Origin of the sequence: Bizionia myxarmorum (genome assembly GCF_008086205.1) — a bacterium.
Lineage (GTDB): Bacteria > Bacteroidota > Bacteroidia > Flavobacteriales > Flavobacteriaceae > Algorimicrobium > Algorimicrobium myxarmorum.
The window spans coordinates 204,184-223,584 of record NZ_VSKK01000003.1; the positions used below are offsets into that span (position 1 = coordinate 204,184).

The following is a 19,401-nucleotide window of genomic DNA, read 5'->3' on the forward strand; positions in this document are numbered from 1 at the left end:
CCTTCATGCTGTTTTTTTTATGTTATAATCTGATTTATATCAGAAATAAGTTGAAAATTTAATAGGATAATAAATCTTTTAAAGCCGTTTCAAACTTCCCTTTCGCTAAATATTGCGCTTCCAATTGGTTTATAAAAGGAATAGGTGTTTCCATACTAGCCACGCGCTTAACCGGCGCATCTAAATCTTGGAAACAGTTTTCCATAATCATTGCTGAAATATCAGAAGCAATACCACCAAATAGAGAATCTTCTTGTAAAATAATAGCTCTACCTGTTTTTCTAACAGATTCATATATAGCTTCCGTATCTAAAGGTTGTAAACTACGTAAATCAATTAAATCCGCTTGAATGTCTGGATTGTTATCCAAGGTTTCTAAAGCCCAATGTACAGCGGCTCCGTAAGAAATGATGGTAACATCTGCTCCTTCACGTAAACGTGCTGCTTTTCCAAAAGGAATGGTAAAATAATCCGTTGGTACATCTTGACGAATGCTTCTATATAAAGCCTTATGTTCAAAAAACAATACTGGATTTGGATCATTTATTGCCGTAGCTAATAATCCTTTGGCGTCATACGGAAATGCGGGGTAAACTACTTTTAAACCTGGTGTTTTTGTAAACCAGGCTTCATTAGTTTGTGAATGAAATGGTCCAGCTGCCACGCCAGCGCCACAAGGCATTCTAACCACTACATCAGCATGTTGATTCCAACGATAATGCGATTTGGCTAAATAATTTACAATGGGGTTAAATCCGGAGGTTACAAAATCGGCAAACTGCATTTCTACAACCGACTTTATTCCTGAAATAGAAAGTCCCATGCCAACTTCTACAATGGCAGATTCGCAAATAGGTGTATTTCTGACACGGTCTTTTCCAAATTGTGCTACAAAACCATCGGTAATTTTAAAAACCCCACCGTATTCGGCAACGTCTTGACCCATGATTACCAAATCATCATGACGTTCCATAGATTGTTTTAAACCTTCGGAAATAGCGTCAATCAAACGAATTTCTTCTGTTTTTGAATTTGGTTTAACTTCTTGATATTCAAATGATTTGTAAACATCATTTAATTCTTCCGTTTCACTAGCAATAATTAACTCTTCATTAAAAGCTAGTTGTAAATGCTCATTAATTTCATTCACAATAGCTTCTTTCTTTTCCACTTCATCAGCTTCTAATAAAATACCTTCTTCTTTTAAAAATGCTTGAAAATTTTCTAAAGGATCTTTTTTAGCCCACATATCCAAAAGGTCTTGCGGCACATATTTAGTACCACTCGCCTCTTCATGACCACGCATTCTAAAGGTTTTAAATTCTATTAAAATAGGACGTGGATTCTGACGGACACTTTCTGCCAAGTCGCGCATTTTTGTATAAACTTCAATAATATTATTCCCATCAATGATATGAGATTCCATACCGTAACCTAAAGCACGATCGGCAATATGTTCACAGTTATATTGTTCATTGGTTGGTGTAGATAAGCCGTAGCCATTGTTTTCCACACAAAATAAAACCGGTAATCCCCAAACAGAGGCTACGTTTAAAGCTTCGTGAAAATCACCTTCACTTGTTCCGCCTTCTCCTGTAAAAACAGCCGTAACTTCTTTGGTGTTTTTCAGCTTGCTCGCTAAAGCAATTCCATCTGCAACGCCCAATTGCGGGCCTAAATGGGAAATCATACCTACAATATTGAATTCTTGAGTTCCAAAATGGAAAGAACGATCACGACCTTTGGTGAAGCCATTCGCTTTTCCTTGCCATTGGCTAAATAAACGGTATAAAGGAATATCACGTGTGGTGAAAACGCCTAAATTACGGTGCATAGGCAAGATGTATTCATTGGAATTCAAAGCCATGGTGACGCCCACAGAAATAGCCTCTTGGCCAATTCCTGAAAACCACTTGGACACTTTACCTTGACGCAATAGAATGAGCATTTTCTCTTCTATTAAACGCGGCTTAAGCATGCGATGATAGAGTTCCAATAATTCACTACTATCTAGACCTAATTTATTATATGCTATATTACTCACGGATGTTGCTGTATGACTCATAAAAATAGTTTGTCAAATATACTATAAATTGAGAATTTAAATAATTATCTCATCATAATTAGTATTCCACACTTTATAATGTTTTCGTACATTTGTAATACATACTTACTAAAATCAATACATTATGAATATCATACCAAGTGTTAATTTAAAAGATTTCACATCAGGAGATCCTAAAAGAAAACAGCAATTCGTTGATGCTATAGGAAAAGCCTATGAAGACATTGGATTTGTGGCTTTAAAAGGACATTTTTTAGATGATAAATTAGTTGATAACTTATATAGTGAAGTCAAAAATTTCTTTGCACTACCTCTTGAAACCAAGCAGAAATATGAAATTGAAGGTATTGGTGGTCAGCGTGGTTATATTTCCTTTGGAAAAGAAAGTGCAAAAGGTAAAAAGGAAGGCGATTTAAAAGAGTTTTGGCATTTTGGTCAGTTTGTTGAAGATAACCCGAAATTAGAGGCTGAATATCCTAGAAATGTGGGTGTTGCAGAATTACCAGAATTCAATAAAGCTGGTAAGGAAACCTACCGTATGCTAGAGAAAACGGCTAAATATGTGTTGCGTGCCTTGGCTTTACACCTTAATTTAGAAGAAACATATTTTGATAATTATATTCATAATGGGAACAGTATTTTACGTCCTATTCACTATCCACCTATTTTAGATGAGCCCAAAAACGCCGTTCGTGCTGCAGCTCATGGTGATATCAATCTAATCACTTTATTAATGGGTGCTCAAGGTCGTGGATTACAAGTACAAAATAATAAAGGTGAATGGTTAGATGCTATTGCAGAGCCTGATGAAATAATGATTAATGTGGGCGATATGTTATCACGTCACACGAATAATAAATTAAAATCCACAATTCACCGCGTTATTAATCCGCCAAGAGAACTTTGGGGAACGTCACGTTACTCAATTCCATTTTTTATGCATCCTGTAAGCGATATGAAATTGGATGTTTTAGATAGTTGTATAGATACTAAAAATCCGAAGCAATTTGATGATATTACAGCTGGCGAATTTTTAAATGAGCGTCTGATAGAATTAGGATTAATTAAAAAATAAGCATGGATTTACAAGATCAGTTAAAAAATCTGTTTCCAGAACATATCACGGAAGAACCCGAAAACACAAGCGATACTGAAAAAGGTTTATGGATTCAGGATGATCCGTTGTTGTGTAAATATGAAAAGCGCAAAGGAAAACCCATTACTATCATAGATGGTTATACTGGAGCTTCTGAAGATTTTAAATTGCTTGCTAAAGAATTAAAAACCACCTTAAGTGTTGGTGGTAGTTTTAAAGATGATAAAATAATTATTCAAGGCGATTATCGCGATAAAATTATGACTATTTTAAAAGATAAAGGCTTTTTGGTAAAGCGTGTTGGTGGGTAATGAAAAGCAAAACGCTTCATATAACGCAAGGACAAAGTTTAACGCAAATTCTGCAGGATTTGGATATTCCTGGAACTTATTTGACATGGCAGGAAATGTTATGCGAAGGTCCTACTCCAGTTCAAGTGGATTCTCAAAGGTTTTTTGATACTAGAAGCGAATTTTTAAAAGAGGCTTATGACATTGAAGTTAATGATGAAGAAATAAAAAGTGAAATTCGAATTTTAGATAACCCAGAAGCATTCTCGGAAATTGTACTTTGGTTTACTTATGATTTATTTTGCCATATTAATTTATTAGGCGTCATTAAATTACTTCAAGAAAAAAATATAAAATTACCGCTGTATTTAGTCTGTAGTGGCCGTATTTCGGGTGAAACAAACCTAAAGGGATTAACGGAATTAACTCAAGACCAATTATTAAATCATTATGAAAGTAAAGTGCTTTTAAAACAAGAAGATGTTGAATTGGCACGATCCGTTTGGCATATATACTGCGGAAAAGATCATAATTTATTAAAGCCTTATATTGTAAAAAAATCTGCTTTTTTATATTTAAATAGTTGTTTGAAAGCGCATTTAAAGCGGTTTCCCGATTTAAAAAATGGCTTAAGCACATTAGAAGAAAATATTTTAATATTAATTAGAGATAAAAACATTAAAACCCGACATCACTTATTGGGTTATGCTTTGAATTTCCAAGGGTATTATGGGTATATTGACATGCAATTAGATAGAAAAATTGCTTCATTATCCATGTTTTTTGAGGAAACCGAAAGTTATATTAAATTGAATAGAAAAGGACATGAAGCCCTTATTGGATCTCATAATTATGCTTCAGAAATTAATAATTGCATCGTATTTGGCGGTGTGAATCGTTTAGACTTTTATTTTAGTACTGAACAAAACAAACTCATAAAAAAAAATTAAAACATGCCTATAAAAGAATCTGAACTCATTTTAAATCCCGATGGTAGTGTTTACCACTTGAATTTAAAACCAGAAAACATTGCAACCACTATTATTTTTGTTGGTGATCAAGATCGAGTAGAAAAAATTACAAAACATTTTGATTCTATTGAGTTTTCCACTCAAAAACGTGAATTTAAAACTCAAACAGGTTTATATAAAGGCAAACGTTTAAGTGTTATTTCCACAGGAATTGGTCCGGATAACATTGATATTGTTGTTAATGAACTGGATGCTTTGGTAAATATCAATTTAAAAACGCGCCAGCCTAAAAAAGAAATTACAGCTTTAAATATTATCCGAGTTGGCACATCTGGCTCACTTCAAAGTGATATTCCTGTAGACAGTTTTGTATTAGGAACGCATGGCTTGGATTTAACAGGTTTACTTCACTTTTATCAAATTGAACCAATTTCAAATCCTGAAATGGAGAACGCATTTATAAAACACACCAATTGGCACCCAAATAAGGCAAGACCTATTTTGATAGCCAATAGTTCAACTTTAGAGAAACATTTTACATCAGAAAGAACCTTTTCTGGAATTACAGCTACAGCTGTTGGATTTTACGGGCCTCAAGGCCGCGTTTTGCGTCTACCAGTTCAAGATGCCGAATTAAACGATAAAATGGATTCGTTTGAATTTAATAACAACCGAATTAGCAATCTAGAAATGGAAACTTCTGCTATTTATGGATTGTCCAAATTATTAGGACATCATGCTTTATCGTTAAATGCCATAATTGCCAACCGCGCCAATGGAACATTTAGTGAAAATCCAAAAAAAATAGTGGAAGAATTAATTGAATATACTTTGGGGAAAATTTCAACTTTATGAGGACTGTAAAAATAGGTGGTGTTCCAGAACATTTCAATTTAGCTTGGTATTTAACACTGAAAAACGGTGATTATAAAAATGAAAATATCAATCTACGCTGGTATGATTTCCCGGACGGAACGGGCGCTATGAGTAAAGCTTTACGTGATGGCGACATTGATATGGCTGTTATTTTAACAGAAGGTATTATAAAAGATATTATTGAAGGCAATCCATCTAAAATTGTCCAAACCTTTGTAAAAACACCTTTAATTTGGGGAATTCATGTAGGGGCAAATTCGAAATATAAAACACTTAATGATTTAAAAGGAACCAAAGCTGCTATTAGTCGTTATGGTTCTGGATCCCATTTAATGGCATATATAAATGCCCAAAATAACGATTGGGATTTAAATAAAGATTTGAAATTTGAAGTCGTTAATAATTTAGATGGCGCTAAAGATGCTTTGACCGATGGTTCTGCCGATTATTTTATGTGGGAAAAATTCATGACCAAACCACTGGTAGATAAGGGTATTTTTAGACGTTTGGAAGATTGTCCAACGCCATGGCCCTGTTTTGTTATTGCTGCTAGCGATGATTTTATAGCGAATAGATCTGATGAATTAAAATCAATATTAGATATTATTAATAAATCTACTGAAGGTTTTAAATCCATTCCTAATATTGATGCTGTGATTGCTAAACGCTACGATCAGAAATTGGAAGATGTACAACAATGGATCTCTTTAACTGAATGGTCTCAAAGTACCATTTCAGAAAAGAGTATTAATGCCATACAAGAACAACTTTTAGCACTTGATATTATTCCTAAAACGGTTGCTTACGATAAGTTAGTTTACAAGATTTAGGTGTTATAAAAATCTTTCAATACATGAAGTATCTTATTATTTTAGTGTTATTTTCTTTTTTTTTAATTAGTTGTAAGGCCACTCATAACGTTCAGTACTTTAAAAGTGGTATTGAAATTCATCCAGAACTTAAAGTTGCAGCAGCAGATTCTTCTTATGCTAAAGAGTTGCGCATTTTAAACAAAAATCCTTATTACACCATGATGATTTTATTTGAAGATTATGGAAGATGGGATAAAGAACTAGCACCAAAAGAAAATTATAAATTGTTTTTTGTTTGGCAAAATGTAAAGCTATTTGAAAATAGTACAGAACTTTACACCGTTGTTACGGACCTTACTGATTTGTATTCTTCTGTATGGGTTTTTGATGCGAATAAAAAGGACTGTTTAGCAGATACGTCACCTATAAAAAAAGCGATTATTAATTATTTTGCAAAAGGTATGAAGCGTGTGTCGATCAACGACGATTTTTTTACTGCCTATCGATTTACAAATCAAAATATAGTTCGGGAATAGCAAGATTTATAAAATTGATAAACTTGTGTCTAAAAACTTACGTTAGTTTATAGTTATTGGGAATAAAATTAACTCTTCTATTTTAACAGTTTTCTAATTTAAAATTTTAAAGCACCTAGTAATCATAACGTTAAAATTCTACCTAATAACGATAAATGTTAAAAGTTCCATAAATTTTAGTTAAATTGACTTATATTTGATTCTTGAGTTTAACAAAAAATTATCGCTTATGCTATTGATCATTACTATAATACTTTCTTCTTTGATTGCGATTAATTTTTTATTGCTCATATTTAGTTGCAATAAATGTACTAAAAAACCAGTCGCTAAAATTGAAAATACAGCAACATATTCAGTACAAAAACATACCGTAATCGCCACTGAAACGGTTCAATTAGCCCCAACGGGAAGCTAGAAAAAATCCAATTTAATACGCAACCTTTTTCATATTTTTGCATCTACCAATAAATTAAATATGAAATTTCTATCTGTTGCTTTCTTATCATGTTTATCACTTTGCGTATCTATGTGTTGCACAGGTGAAGATGATTATAACTACTCCAATACCGACGTTAGAAATGATTCGGTTATTCAAATTGAAGATAATGTTACCGATCTGCAAGTGGATGACACTATTTATATTACGACAACTTTAAATAACGAACAGATTTCTACAGCTAATAACACCGTTCTTTTAACGAATTATTTAAATATGGATTCGCCTGATAATTTCTATTATTACTATCTGAATTTATATAAAGAAACAGCTTATAACACCTACTCCTTAATTGAAATAAGTCCAGAAGCTATAGAAGTTTTAGAAGGGAATACAAGTATTGATTCTCAAAGTTTATTTGTGCGCTGTGAATTTAACAATACAGCTTTCATAAACAAATTTGGGATTAAACTTTTAGAGCCAGGACGTTATTATTTGGCAGGATCTAAAGATTATTATAATTCCGGTCAAGAATTGGCTAGAATAAGTGGTAATAGTTTTGGCACGGATTATATTACTATTTATTCCAATATTATCAATTCCGATTCAAATGGGCATTACTTTTTTACGGTTAACTAATTACCAATTTATAGGCAATTTTCCTTTAGCTTTTAAAATCTGATTTGCCTTACTAAAATGTTTGTTTCCAAACCAATATCCACGATTAGCACTTAATGGCGATGGATGTCCGCTGGTTAAAATAGTATGTTTTGAAGCATCAATTAACTTTGACTTCTTTTTAGCAAATCCGCCCCAAAGTAGAAAGACAACATCTTCTTGATTTTCGCTAATCGTTTTTATTACAGAATCGGTAAAAATTTCCCAACCTTTTTTTTGGTGACTTCCAGCTTCGTGAGCCCTCACGGTTAGAGTCGCATTTAATAATAAAACACCTTGCTCTGCCCAAAATAATAAATTACCATTTTCTGGATACGTTTTGTTAACATCTGTTTCAAGTTCCTTAAATATATTTCTCAAGGATGGCGGATGTGGAATAGAATCGTGAACACTGAAGCATAAACCGTTTGCTTGCCCTACTCCATGATAAGGATCTTGGCCAATGATAACTACTTTTATATCATTAAAATGGCAAGCATTAAAAGATTGGAAAATTTCAGAAGTTGGTGGATAGCAGGTTGCGTTCTGATATTCAGTTTTTACAAATACCATTAAATCTTCAAAATAGGGTTTATTAAACTCTTCTTGTAAAAAGGGTTTCCAGCTCTCGTGAATTTTTACATCCATTTCTTATATCTTTATTATGTCTGCACTAAATTAATATTATCTTTATCCTCTTAAAATAATTTCTCTTGAAAAAAATAAAATTTCCTACCGCTCAAACTATTTTATTAATAATAGCTGGATTAGTAGCTTTATTAACGTGGATTATTCCAGCCGGAAAATATGATACGCTAGCTTTTGATAAAGCTAGTAATAACTTTACACGTACGCATTTAGAAACTACTGAAACACTACCAGCAACTCAAGAGACCTTACAAACCTTAAACATAAATATTCCTATAGAAAAATTCACCAACGGTGATATTTTTAAACCTATTTCTATTCCCAATACCTATGAAGTAGTAAGTGCCAAGCCTCAAGGTTTAGTTTCTTTTTTCCAATCGCCCGTCAAAGGAATTATTGAAGCGTCGGATATCATCTTCCTAGTTCTGATAATAGGTGGATTAATTGGTATTATGAATTATACAGGTGCTTTTGATGCTGGTATTGTTTGGTTAGCTACGGCACTAAAAGGTAATGAATACATTTTAATAATTTTAGTAACGACACTGATTGCTTTGGGAGGAACAACCTTTGGTCTAGCCGAAGAAACTATTGCCTTCTACCCTATTTTAATCCCTATGTTTTTGGCAGCTAAATATGATGCTATGGTGCCATTAGCGTCCATATATTTAGGTTCTGCTATTGGAACTATGGTTTCCACCACCAATCCTTTTAGTACCATAATAGCATCGGATGCTGCTGGTATTAATTGGACAACAGGTTTAACGGGCCGTATAATAACTTTAGTTATAGGCTTAACCATCTGTATTGTTTATATTTTGCGCTATGCTAGTAAAGTAAAAAAAGACCCTACAAAATCGATCATTTATAGCCAAAAGGATGAAATTGAAGCACATTTCGGTGTAAAAAGCTCTACCGTTTTAAAGTTAACCATGCGCATGCGTTTAATTTTAATCATTTTTACCTTGTGTTTTGTGGTTATGATTTATGGCGTTTCGCAATTAGAATGGTGGTTTGTTGAAATGACTACGGTCTTTCTTGTTGGTGCTATTCTTATCGGAATTATTGGAAAAATTCAAGAAACAACTTTCGTAGAAACCTTTGTTAGAGGCGCATCCGATTTATTAGGCGTGGCTTTGATTATTGGTATTGCGCGTGGTGTTTCAGTTTTAATGAATGATGGTTTAATTAGCGACACTATGTTATATCACGCCAGCACCGTAACGGAAGGCATGAATAAAGGTGTTTTTGCAAACGCGATGTTATTTATTTACAGCGGATTATCATTCTTTATACCAAGTTCATCTGGAATGGCCGTTTTAACAATGCCAATCATGTCGCCTCTAGCAGATACAGTTGGATTTGGTCGTGAAGTTATTGTAAATTGTTACCAGTATGGTTTGGGTTTATTCGCTTTTATTAATCCAACCGGATTAATTTTAGCGTCATTGGCAATCGTAAAAGTGGGTTATAACAAATGGTTAAAATTTGTATGGCCGCTTCTTCTAATATTAACCGTTTTCACCATGATCGTTATTACGCTACAAGTGTATCTGTAATTACTTATTATTTTTAATATTAAGAAAATTTAATGTTTTTTGATTCACGGCATCTGCTTGATCAATACTTAAAAAGTGACCTGCATTTTTTATAATTTGACCTTGCCCATAAGGTAAAATTTCATTCGCCATTTTAATAGTTTTGCTATTGTTAATGGCGTCATCATCGCCAATTAAAACCAAGACAGGCATTTTAAGCGACTGCAAATCCCTTTTGGAAAAAGGTTGCATTGCCATGATAAATTTACTGATGGAATCTTTAGTATGTGATTGATAAAATTGTTCTAAATAGATTTTATTAATATTATCCACATTACTAGACATGGTTTTTAAAGTTTGCGTCGTTTTTGTATCGTCAGAAGAAAACATGGTAATAATATTCTTTAATAAGTCCATACTCGGTCTAATCCAAATAAAGGTCTGCGCCGGACTTAATAACACTATTTTTTGAATACGGTCTTGATTATACAAAGCAATCTTAACAGATAACCATCCGCCTTTTGAAGCACCCATTAAACTGAATTTTTCCAATTCCAAGGCATCAAAAATTTCATAATACCAAGGTGCAATTTCATCCACATTATCAAATGTCTTTGTGTTTAATGACTTTCCAGGTTCCAGAATAAAATCAATCGCATATACTCTATAATCTAGAGAAAACGCCTTCGCATTCGGGTACCACATGGTAGACGTGGCATTCATACCATGCAATAATACCAAAGGTTCTCCATTTTTTGGACCGCTAACTATAACATGAGCGGTTCCAACACTTGTTGGGATATATAATTCCTCATAAGGCGTGCCCCAAAGTTTTAAAGAGGCATCATAAGCTTTAAAGTACGTTTTAAATTGGGCGTCAGGATTCAGGACGTAATCTGGTTTTGCAGTATATTTTGAATAGTCTTTTTTATTTGAATGTTCATTGTTACAAGAAATTATAACTATTGCAAGCGCTAATAACCCTATTATTTTTCTAATTTTCATAAATTAATTTTCTAAAACTTCAAAGCTACATAATTTGTTTTAAAACATAATACGTATTTTTGTAATCCCAAAAAAATGCAATCCTTTGCAGATAAGGAATTTTATGATACATATTCACGAAAAAACCCTTCAAGATCTTGAGTTTTCAACCATTCTACAGCAAGTTAGCGCATTGTGCGTAACAGGTTTAGGTCAAGAAGCTGCGCTACAAATTGCACCTTTAAGTACGAAAGAAACTGCCATAAACGCACTAGCTTTAACCCATGAATACTTGGCTTCTTATTATAATGATAATCGCATTCCAAATCATGGTTTTGAAACGATTACTAAAGAATTAAAACTCTTAAAAATTGAAAACACCTATTTAGAAGCTGCAAGTTTAAAAAAAGTGGTGTCTATTTCGCTTACTGCAAACGACATCGTATTATTTCTTAAAAAATTTCAAGAATATTATATAAATTTATACGCCTACGCATCAGAAATTGAAGTAACTAAAGTTTTAATTGAAGAAATTGATACCATTATTGATCGTTTTGGCGATGTAAAAGATGACGCTTCGTCGCTCTTAATAGAATTGCGTCAAGGCATCAATAAAATAAAAGGTAAAGTAAATCAGAGTTTTGCTTCGGCCTTAAATACCTATCACAATTTAGATTATTTAGATGATATTCGAGAATCTGTAGTGGATAACAAGCGCGTTTTAGCTGTTAAAGCTATGCACAGACGCAAGGTGAAAGGTTCCATTATGGGCGGCAGCAAAACAGGAAGCATTGTATATATTGAACCTGAAACAACTTTACAATACACGCGAGAACTTAATAATTTGGAATATGAGGAAAGTGAAGAAGTTGTGCGTATTTTAAAATCACTTACCGATTTCATTCGTCCTTTTTTACCGTTATTAAACCAATATCAGGAGTTTTTAACGGAAATTGATATTATATCTGCAAAGGCTAAATACGCCAGATCCATGGATGCTATTTTACCTGAAATTAGCAACGATCGTGAATTATTTTTAAGAGATGCCTATCACCCACTTTTATATATAAGTAATAAAAATAAAGACAAAAAAACGTATCCGCAGTCCATTCATTTAACGCAGGATAATAGGATAATCGTTATTTCTGGGCCTAATGCTGGTGGAAAAAGTATCACTTTAAAAACAGTCGGATTATTGCAAATTATGCTACAATCTGGCCTTTTAATTCCTGTGCACGAGCGTAGTAAAGTGTTTTTATTCGATAGAATTATAACCGACATTGGTGATAATCAATCTATTGAAAATCATTTAAGCACCTACAGTTACCGCTTAAAACAGATGAATTATTTTCTTAAGAAATGTAACAAAAACACGCTATTTCTTATTGATGAATTTGGAACAGGAAGTGACCCTGAATTAGGTGGTGCTTTGGCTGAAACATTTTTGGAAGAATTTTACCATCGTGAAGCTTTTGGGATTATAACAACCCACTACTCCAATCTTAAAATTCTAGCAAACGAATTACCATATATGCAAAATGCCAATATGATGTTCGACGAAAAAACGCTAGAACCTATTTATAAATTGGCATTAGGACAAGCCGGAAGTTCATTTACGTTTGAAGTGGCTCAAAAAAATGGTATTCCTTACGGATTAATTAATCGGGCGAAAAAGAAAATTGAGCAAGGAAAAGTTCGCTTTGACAGAACCATTGCCAAATTGCAGAAAGAACGTTCAAAATTGGAAAAAACGGAGCAATCTTTAAAAATCAATGAACGAAAGAAAGAAGCTGAAGCTGATAAGTTAGAAGAAACGAATACGAAAATCCAAAAGAAACTAGAAAGCTATCAAGAATTGTATGATAGTAACCAGCGGTTAATTTATTTAGGACAGAAAATTGATGATTTATCGGTGAAATACTTTAATAACAAACAGAAGCGCGAGCTTATGGATGAGTTATTTAAGTTAGTTCAGATTGAAAACTCAAAACGCCAAAAAACAACTGTAAAGAAACAAAAAGCAGAAAAAGCCAAAGTACAACAGGTAAAGCAAGAGGCTGAAAAAACGGTTGCTGTCATTCGTGAAAAGAAAAAAGTTGCTAAACAGAAAGAAAAAGATAAGCCTGCAGCTCCTAAAGCCATTTTAAAAATCGGTGATCGGGTTCGTATGCAAGATGGTCGTGCCGTGGGAAGTATTGATAGCATTGAAAAAAATAAAGCTATAGTAAATTACGGCATGTTTACAACGAACGTTAGTATGGACCAATTGGAATTGGTAGAAGCGGTTAAAAAATAGGGTTTATAAAGCAAATCTATTTTAATGCGTACACTACCGATTTCTTCCTTATTTTTGTATTATGATAGACGGTTTACCAGAAAATAAACAATTAATACTTTTTGATGGTGTTTGCAATTTGTGCAACAGTGCCATTAATTATATCATTGTGCACGATAAAAATAATGTGTTTTTGTTTGCGCCTTTGCAAAGTGACGCTGGAAAACACGTTATTGAAAAATTTAAAATAGATACCAATCAAATTGATTCTATTCTTTTGTATGCTTCAGAAAACGATTTAACTTATAAATCAACTGCTGCGTTGAAAATTTCTAAAAAATTAGGTTTCCCTCACAATTTGCTGGCTATATTTTTTATTATACCCACTTTTATACGAAACGGTATTTATGATTTTATTGCTAGAAATCGCTATAAATGGTTTGGTAAAAAAGACGCCTGTATGATTCCTACTAAAGAATTAAAGGCTAAATTTTTGAATTAAATTGCCTGCTTATTTCTATATTTAAAAGTCTTGTTTTATTCATGATTTTTTTGGGCTTTAAACTTATAATTATAACAGTTATTTAACAACTGTAAGTAGCAGAATAAAACTACTTTTGCTCATTAATTATTTTTCACGAATGAATACCACAAAACATTATCTAGCTGCTACATTAGCCTTTACAATTTGGGGGTTTTTCAGTTTGGTTTTAAAACCTTTATCTGATTTTACAGCTTTTGATATTTTAAGCTATCGGTCTATTGTTGCAGCTTCTATTATGTTGGTTGTTACCTTATTTTTAAGGCCTAAAGTTTTAAAAAAGAATATTGCTGTATTCAAAGCACTTGAAAAAAAAGAGCGCATTCGGATTCTTTTTATTAATATTTTTAGTGGCTTATTTTTGGCGTTAAATTGGTATATTTTTATATATGTCATGAATCATGTAAGCGTTAAAGCTACATCATTAGCCTATTTAATATGCCCAATTCTCACCATGGTTCTGGCCTTTATAGTTCTGAAAGAAAAGCTTTTTAAGCTTCAATGGTTTTCTGTAATATTAAGTTTTACAGCTTGTATTTTATTGTCTCTAGGCAATTTTACCGATCTACTTTTTAGTATGGTAATAGCTTTAACCTACGCTATTTACTTGGTTTTACAACGACGGAATCAGGAAATGGATCGTTTTTTAATATTAACGGTTCAAATTGTGTTTGCCGTTATTATTTTAAGCCCATTTTTCTTGACTTATGAATTTGAAACGCCTAAAACTAATTATTTCTATAGTATGATTGCTTTAATAGCAGTAGGTTTTACTATAATTCCAATGTTTTTGAATATTTATGCGTTGCGTGGTTTAAATTCTTCTGTGGTAGGTATATTCATTTATTTAAACCCTTTAATTAACTTTTTTCTGGCGGTATTTTATTTTAAGGAGTCTATAACCTTTTTACAAGGTTTAAGTTATGGATTAATATTAATTTCTATTATAATTTTTAATATACCTGCTTTAAAGCATCGTATTAATAGAAGACGAGCCGCTCATATTCAATAAAAAAAGGCCTCGGGAGCAATTCGAAACCTTTTTTTTAAAACTAACTAAAAACTAAACTATGTTTAAAGTGTTTAGCACCACTATCTTGGATAGAATAAAGATAGTTATGATATCTTGATTTGTACTAAAAAACCGACAAACCGAAATTATATTTGTTGAGTTAATGATTATTGCAAAAAGCTTCTATGAAATGCTTCAAATTTTTTCGAATTCTTATATTTTAAACTTTAATATTTCGAATAATATATTTTCAAAACTGTAATTTAGTCTTTAACTATTTTCAAATTAATATGAATTAATTGTAAGGCTCCTTTCTTTCTTTTTATCGAAATGTAGTCTGTACTATTCACAAAAAAATTTAAAAGTGTCAAAAAAGTTAACCAAATCGCAACTTAAAGAATTTCTTGACGAAAAAGTTCTACAATACAATACCCGCGATTTTCTAGATACAGATCCTATTAAAATTCCCCATATGTTTTCAAAAAAAGAAGACGTTGAAATTGCTGCCTTTTTAACGGCTACCATTGCTTGGGGAAATAGAAAAAGTATTATTAACAATGCCGAACGCATGATGCAAATGCTGGATCAAGAACCGTATCAATTTATAATGCAGCATCAAGAATCGGATTTAGAAGCGCTGCAGCCTTTTGTACATCGCACTTTTAATGGTTTTGATTTTATCTCATTTATAAAAGGATTACAACATATTTATCAGAATCATAACGGACTGGAAGCTGTTTTCGCTAAACATGCAGAATTGACCAGTGTTCAACCAGCTATTCATCATTTTAAAAAGACCTTTTTTGAAATTGAGCATTTACCACGAACACAAAAACATATCTCAGATCCTTTGAAAAACTCTGCCGCCAAACGCATTAACATGTTTTTACGTTGGATGGTCAGGCCAGAAAATACAGGTGTCGATTTTGGTATATGGAAAACATTGCATACCAAACAACTGTCGTGTCCATTAGATGTGCATTCTGGTAATGTAGCTAGAAAATTGGGCTTATTAACCCGAAAACAAAACGATGCCAAAGCAGTTTTAGAATTAGACACCAATCTTCGGAAGTTAGATGCCAACGACCCTGTGAAATATGATTTCGCGCTTTTTGGATTGGGTGTTTTTGAAAATTTCTAACTTAATTCTGTATCTTTAAACATTCACTTAACTATATTTTATTTCAATGAAAAAACTACTCTTTATTATCAGTGTTTTATCGCTAGTATCTGTACAATCTCAAAATAGAAAAATCCCGGTTGATACGGTTGTTGTTACCAAACACAACGCTACTATTAATGGTGTTAGCATGGATTATTCAGCATCAACAGGTACCCAACCCGTTTGGAATAGCGATGGCGATCCCATTGCAACGCTTTTTTACACCTACTACCAACGTAGTAATGTAAAAGATGTCGCCAACAGACCCTTGGTTATTTCCTTTAACGGTGGACCTGGTTCTGCATCAGTTTGGATGCATATTGCTTATACAGGACCGCGAATTTTGAATATTGATGATGAAGGATATCCGGTTCAACCTTATGGCGTAAAAAATAACCCATATTCTATTTTAGATGTGGCGGATATTGTTTTTGTAAATCCTGTAAATACGGGATATTCACGAATGATTGAAGATAAAGATGGCAAAATGCCCGATAGAAAGAATTTCTTCGGAATTAACGCGGACATTCGCTATTTAGCAGAATGGATTAACACTTTTATGTCTAGAAATAACCGTTGGGAATCTCCGAAATATTTAATCGGAGAAAGTTATGGTGGACCACGTGTTATGGGTTTAGCGGAAGAATTACAAAGCAACCAATGGATGTATTTAAATGGTGTGATTTTAGTTTCACCAGCCGATTATAAAATCTATTCTACCGACCAGCCAATTTACTCCGCTTTAAATTTACCGTATTTTACAGCAGCCGCTTGGCATCAAAAAGCCTTGGCTCCTGCCCTTCAACAAAAGGATTTATTAGACATTTTACCAGAAGTTGAAGCTTACGCCATCGATAAAGTGATGCCAGCAATTGCTAAAGGTGGCTTTATTTCTTCGGAAGAAAAAAATGCCGTAGCCGAAAAAATGAGTTTATATTCAGGCTTAAATAAAAAAGACATTATAGATCATAATTTAAATATTCCAACTAACTTTTTTTGGAAAGAATTACTTCGTGATCGTGGTTTTACTATGGGCAGATTGGATTCTCGTTATTTAGGTGTTGATAAAATGACCGCGGGAAATTCACCTGATTATAACCCGGAACTAACCTCTTGGTTACATTCCTTTACGCCAGCCATAAATTATTATTTGCGCGAGCATTTAAATTTCAAAACAGATATGAAATATAATATGTTTGGCGATGTGCATCCATGGGATAGAGATAATGATAATACACGAGATAGATTACGCCAAGCCATGGCTCAAAACCCTTATTTAAAGGTTTTGGTACAATCGGGTTATTACGATGGTGCTACTACTTATTTTGCTGCTAAATATACAGTTGCACAAATGGATCCTGCAGGAACTATGAAAGATCGTGTTAGCTTTAAAGCATACAGAAGTGGCCATATGATGTATTTACGAAAAGAAGATTTAAAGACTGCTAATGATGATATTCGCGAGTTTATCAATAACTCATTATCTAAAGGTAAGTCGGCTAAATATTAATTCTTAAATACTTCTTCTTGCTAATAATAAAAACACCTGATGATTTATTTCATCAGGTGTTTTTTATGTTTAAACTTCTAAAGTTAAAATTATCCTTTTAGCCAAGCGTTCCGCAATTCTATTTGAGCTGCTGTAGCATCTGCTTTTGCATGCAAACTATTTCCAGTTGTAAAAGTTGGAGTAAGTGCTTTTTTAATAACAATATCTTTACCATCTCTGCTTAATACTATGTTCACTTCTTGCCCTTCAGACCAAGAAAAAACGTCTTGAAAAATACTATTTGCATTTTGTATGGTAACAGCTGTTCCGTCTATAGATTTGATAACATCGTTTGGCATAGCGCCGTTCTCTTCCCAGAAACTATTTCCTAATACATTCTCTGTAAAGAAAATCGTTCCATTTTCTTGGCTTCCTGTTACAATTAACGCACCATTTCCTTGGATATAGTTTGTCTTAATTTGGCCTTCGCCAATTTCAAGTCCTACTTTTTCAAAAAAGGATTCGTAATTAATTGGCATTTCACCAATAACATGTTTATCAAAAAATGGACGTAACGTTGGGTAAGTCATAGCTACCATTTCATCCATGATTTTATCATCATCAAATGGCTTGTTTTTACCATATTTCATCGATAGTTCTTTCATCATAGATAAAATGCCACGATTACCATTACTACCTTCACGAATTAAAATATCGATACACATACCTATTAACGCACCTTTTTGGTACACATTATAATATTGACTTGCATATGGCTCATCTAATACATTTTCACTCATTTTAGTAAAACTCATAGAATCATTCATACCACGAGAGGTGCCAATTTTATCCATGATTTTTCCATAAAACTCATCTTCAGAAATTAAATCTTGATCTACTTGAAAAAGTGTTGCGAAGTATTCTGTAACACCTTCATACATCCATAAATGTTTCGAAAATGTTGGTGCATTATAATCAAAATAATGAACATCATCTGAATGAACACCTAATGGCGTTACAATATGAAAGAATTCATGAGATACAATATCAATCATACTTTCGTCTAAAGCCTTACTGGACATAGATTCTGGCATAACTACGGTAGTAGACGTATGGTGCTCTAATGCACCAAAACCTTTAGGTGATCCTGCTTTACCATCAGATAAATACACATAAATATCATAACGAGGTGTACTATTAATATCACCTAAATATGTTTTTTGTGCTTGCATCATTTTTTGCATCGCATCTTTCATAGATTTTGCAGAGTGAATGCCGTTTGGTGAATACACACTCAACATCACTTTAATATCGCCTACTTGAAATTCTTCAACATCTAATTTCCCGTACATCATTGGGTTGTCTGTAATATCAAAATAACGTGGAGCAAAATAGGAAGACGTCATAACGCTTCCGTCTGCACTTGTTTTTGTATCTGCTAATTGTAATGAAGATGTTCTAACTATATCTGCTGGTGCAATAACATCTACTTTATATTGGCTGTTTTTTAAAGAATCAAAATAACCAACATAACCATGTAAGTTTAATAGGTAATTATTTGGTTCAATGTTCGTACCTGCTGGAGAAAAAGGGGCATCGCCGCCAATTCCACCTGTTGTTTCTTGATCAAAAGTATCATTTACATAATACGTAATGTAATCTAATTGTTTAGCATTATCAATAGTCCAAGAGTTGGTATCAATCTTGTTTGTCGCTAATGTATTTCCGTTATAATCATAAGCTTCAAACGTATCCACGTATTTTCCAAAATCACTCACAGAATACGTTCCTTGAACAACTTTAGGAAGTCTGTACGTGACCGTTTCAACCGTAAAACGCCCAGGATTAATATTTACAGGTATCTTATCATCAATTAATTTAGTGATGTCAATTACCGTTTCAATGGGGTTGCTAGTGGCTAAATCGTCACTACTTGTTTTGGTCGTGGTTCCACAAGCAACAAGCATTGCAGATAAACCAAAAATGGCTAGAGTTTTTTTCATTATAATAGAT

17 protein-coding genes are annotated in these 19,401 nt (G+C 33.1%); 13 read left to right on the plus strand and 4 right to left on the minus strand.

Features of this window, described 5'->3' with window-relative positions; translation table 11 throughout:
- Positions 1–58: 58 nt before the first annotated feature.
- Positions 59–2,065, minus strand: a complete 2,007-nt coding sequence (locus tag ES674_RS12120) for an alpha-ketoacid dehydrogenase subunit alpha/beta (protein ID WP_148404331.1) — start codon at positions 2,063–2,065, stop codon at positions 59–61.
- 124 nt (positions 2,066–2,189) lie between these two features.
- Between ES674_RS12120 and ES674_RS12125 the strand changes: the two genes are divergently transcribed.
- From ES674_RS12125 to ES674_RS12155, 7 genes are all read left to right on the plus strand, one after another.
- Positions 2,190–3,140: an isopenicillin N synthase family dioxygenase gene (locus tag ES674_RS12125; RefSeq protein WP_148404333.1), complete on the plus strand. Its 951-nt coding sequence runs from the start codon at positions 2,190–2,192 to the stop codon at positions 3,138–3,140.
- A 2-nt stretch (positions 3,141–3,142) separates the two neighbouring features.
- A complete protein-coding gene (locus ES674_RS12130) occupies positions 3,143–3,472 on the plus strand; it encodes a translation initiation factor (protein WP_148404335.1) in 330 nt (109 codons plus the stop codon).
- A complete protein-coding gene (locus ES674_RS12135) occupies positions 3,472–4,401 on the plus strand; it encodes a DUF1835 domain-containing protein (protein WP_148404337.1) in 930 nt (309 codons plus the stop codon). The genes ES674_RS12130 and ES674_RS12135 overlap by 1 nt, the downstream gene beginning before the upstream one ends.
- A gap of 3 nt (positions 4,402–4,404) precedes the next feature.
- A complete protein-coding gene (locus tag ES674_RS12140) occupies positions 4,405–5,277 on the plus strand; it encodes a nucleoside phosphorylase (protein ID WP_148404339.1) in 873 nt (290 codons plus the stop codon).
- A complete protein-coding gene (locus ES674_RS12145) occupies positions 5,274–6,128 on the plus strand; it encodes a substrate-binding domain-containing protein (protein ID WP_148404341.1) in 855 nt (284 codons plus the stop codon). The genes ES674_RS12140 and ES674_RS12145 overlap by 4 nt, the downstream gene beginning before the upstream one ends.
- A 23-nt stretch (positions 6,129–6,151) precedes the next feature.
- A complete protein-coding gene (locus ES674_RS12150; protein WP_148404343.1) occupies positions 6,152–6,646 on the plus strand; it encodes a hypothetical protein in 495 nt (164 codons plus the stop codon).
- 475 nt (positions 6,647–7,121) lie between these two features.
- Positions 7,122–7,721, plus strand: a complete 600-nt coding sequence (locus ES674_RS12155) for a hypothetical protein (protein WP_148404345.1) — start codon at positions 7,122–7,124, stop codon at positions 7,719–7,721.
- Here ES674_RS12155 and ES674_RS12160 read toward each other — a convergent pair whose 3' ends face one another.
- Positions 7,722–8,387, minus strand: a complete 666-nt coding sequence (locus ES674_RS12160) for a uracil-DNA glycosylase (RefSeq protein WP_148404347.1) — start codon at positions 8,385–8,387, stop codon at positions 7,722–7,724.
- Between the two features lie 65 nt (positions 8,388–8,452).
- Between ES674_RS12160 and ES674_RS12165 the strand changes: the two genes are divergently transcribed.
- On the plus strand, positions 8,453–9,946 hold the full coding sequence (locus tag ES674_RS12165) for a YfcC family protein (protein ID WP_148404349.1): 1,494 nt from the start codon (positions 8,453–8,455) through the stop codon (positions 9,944–9,946).
- Here the strand turns inward: ES674_RS12165 and ES674_RS12170 are convergent, their stop codons facing one another.
- Positions 9,947–10,930 carry an alpha/beta fold hydrolase gene (locus ES674_RS12170; protein ID WP_148404351.1) on the minus strand — a complete coding sequence of 328 codons (984 nt, stop codon included), beginning with the start codon at positions 10,928–10,930 and terminating at the stop codon, positions 9,947–9,949.
- 103 nt (positions 10,931–11,033) lie between these two features.
- Here ES674_RS12170 and ES674_RS12175 point away from each other — a divergent pair, with 103 nt between their 5' ends.
- The 5 genes from ES674_RS12175 to ES674_RS12195 all read left to right on the plus strand — a co-directional run bounded on the left by ES674_RS12175 (position 11,034) and on the right by ES674_RS12195 (position 17,409).
- Entirely contained in the window at positions 11,034–13,205 is a 2,172-nt protein-coding gene (locus ES674_RS12175) for an endonuclease MutS2 (RefSeq protein WP_148404353.1), read from the plus strand.
- A 61-nt stretch (positions 13,206–13,266) separates the two neighbouring features.
- Positions 13,267–13,686: a thiol-disulfide oxidoreductase DCC family protein gene (locus ES674_RS12180; RefSeq protein WP_148404355.1), complete on the plus strand. Its 420-nt coding sequence runs from the start codon at positions 13,267–13,269 to the stop codon at positions 13,684–13,686.
- A gap of 139 nt (positions 13,687–13,825) precedes the next feature.
- Positions 13,826–14,737, plus strand: coding sequence for an EamA family transporter (locus ES674_RS12185; RefSeq protein ID WP_148404357.1), 912 nt, complete (start codon positions 13,826–13,828; stop codon positions 14,735–14,737).
- Between the two features lie 364 nt (positions 14,738–15,101).
- The gene (locus tag ES674_RS12190; RefSeq protein WP_148404359.1) at positions 15,102–15,878 is read left to right on the plus strand and encodes a TIGR02757 family protein; all 777 of its coding nucleotides are present in this window, start codon (positions 15,102–15,104) and stop codon (positions 15,876–15,878) included.
- 46 nt (positions 15,879–15,924) lie between these two features.
- On the plus strand, positions 15,925–17,409 hold the full coding sequence (locus ES674_RS12195; protein WP_148404362.1) for a S10 family peptidase: 1,485 nt from the start codon (positions 15,925–15,927) through the stop codon (positions 17,407–17,409).
- An 89-nt stretch (positions 17,410–17,498) separates the two neighbouring features.
- On the opposite strand, the gene ES674_RS12200 is transcribed toward ES674_RS12195, so the two are convergent.
- A complete protein-coding gene (locus tag ES674_RS12200; RefSeq protein WP_148404364.1) occupies positions 17,499–19,391 on the minus strand; it encodes a M61 family metallopeptidase in 1,893 nt (630 codons plus the stop codon).
- Positions 19,392–19,401 lie beyond the last annotated feature (10 nt).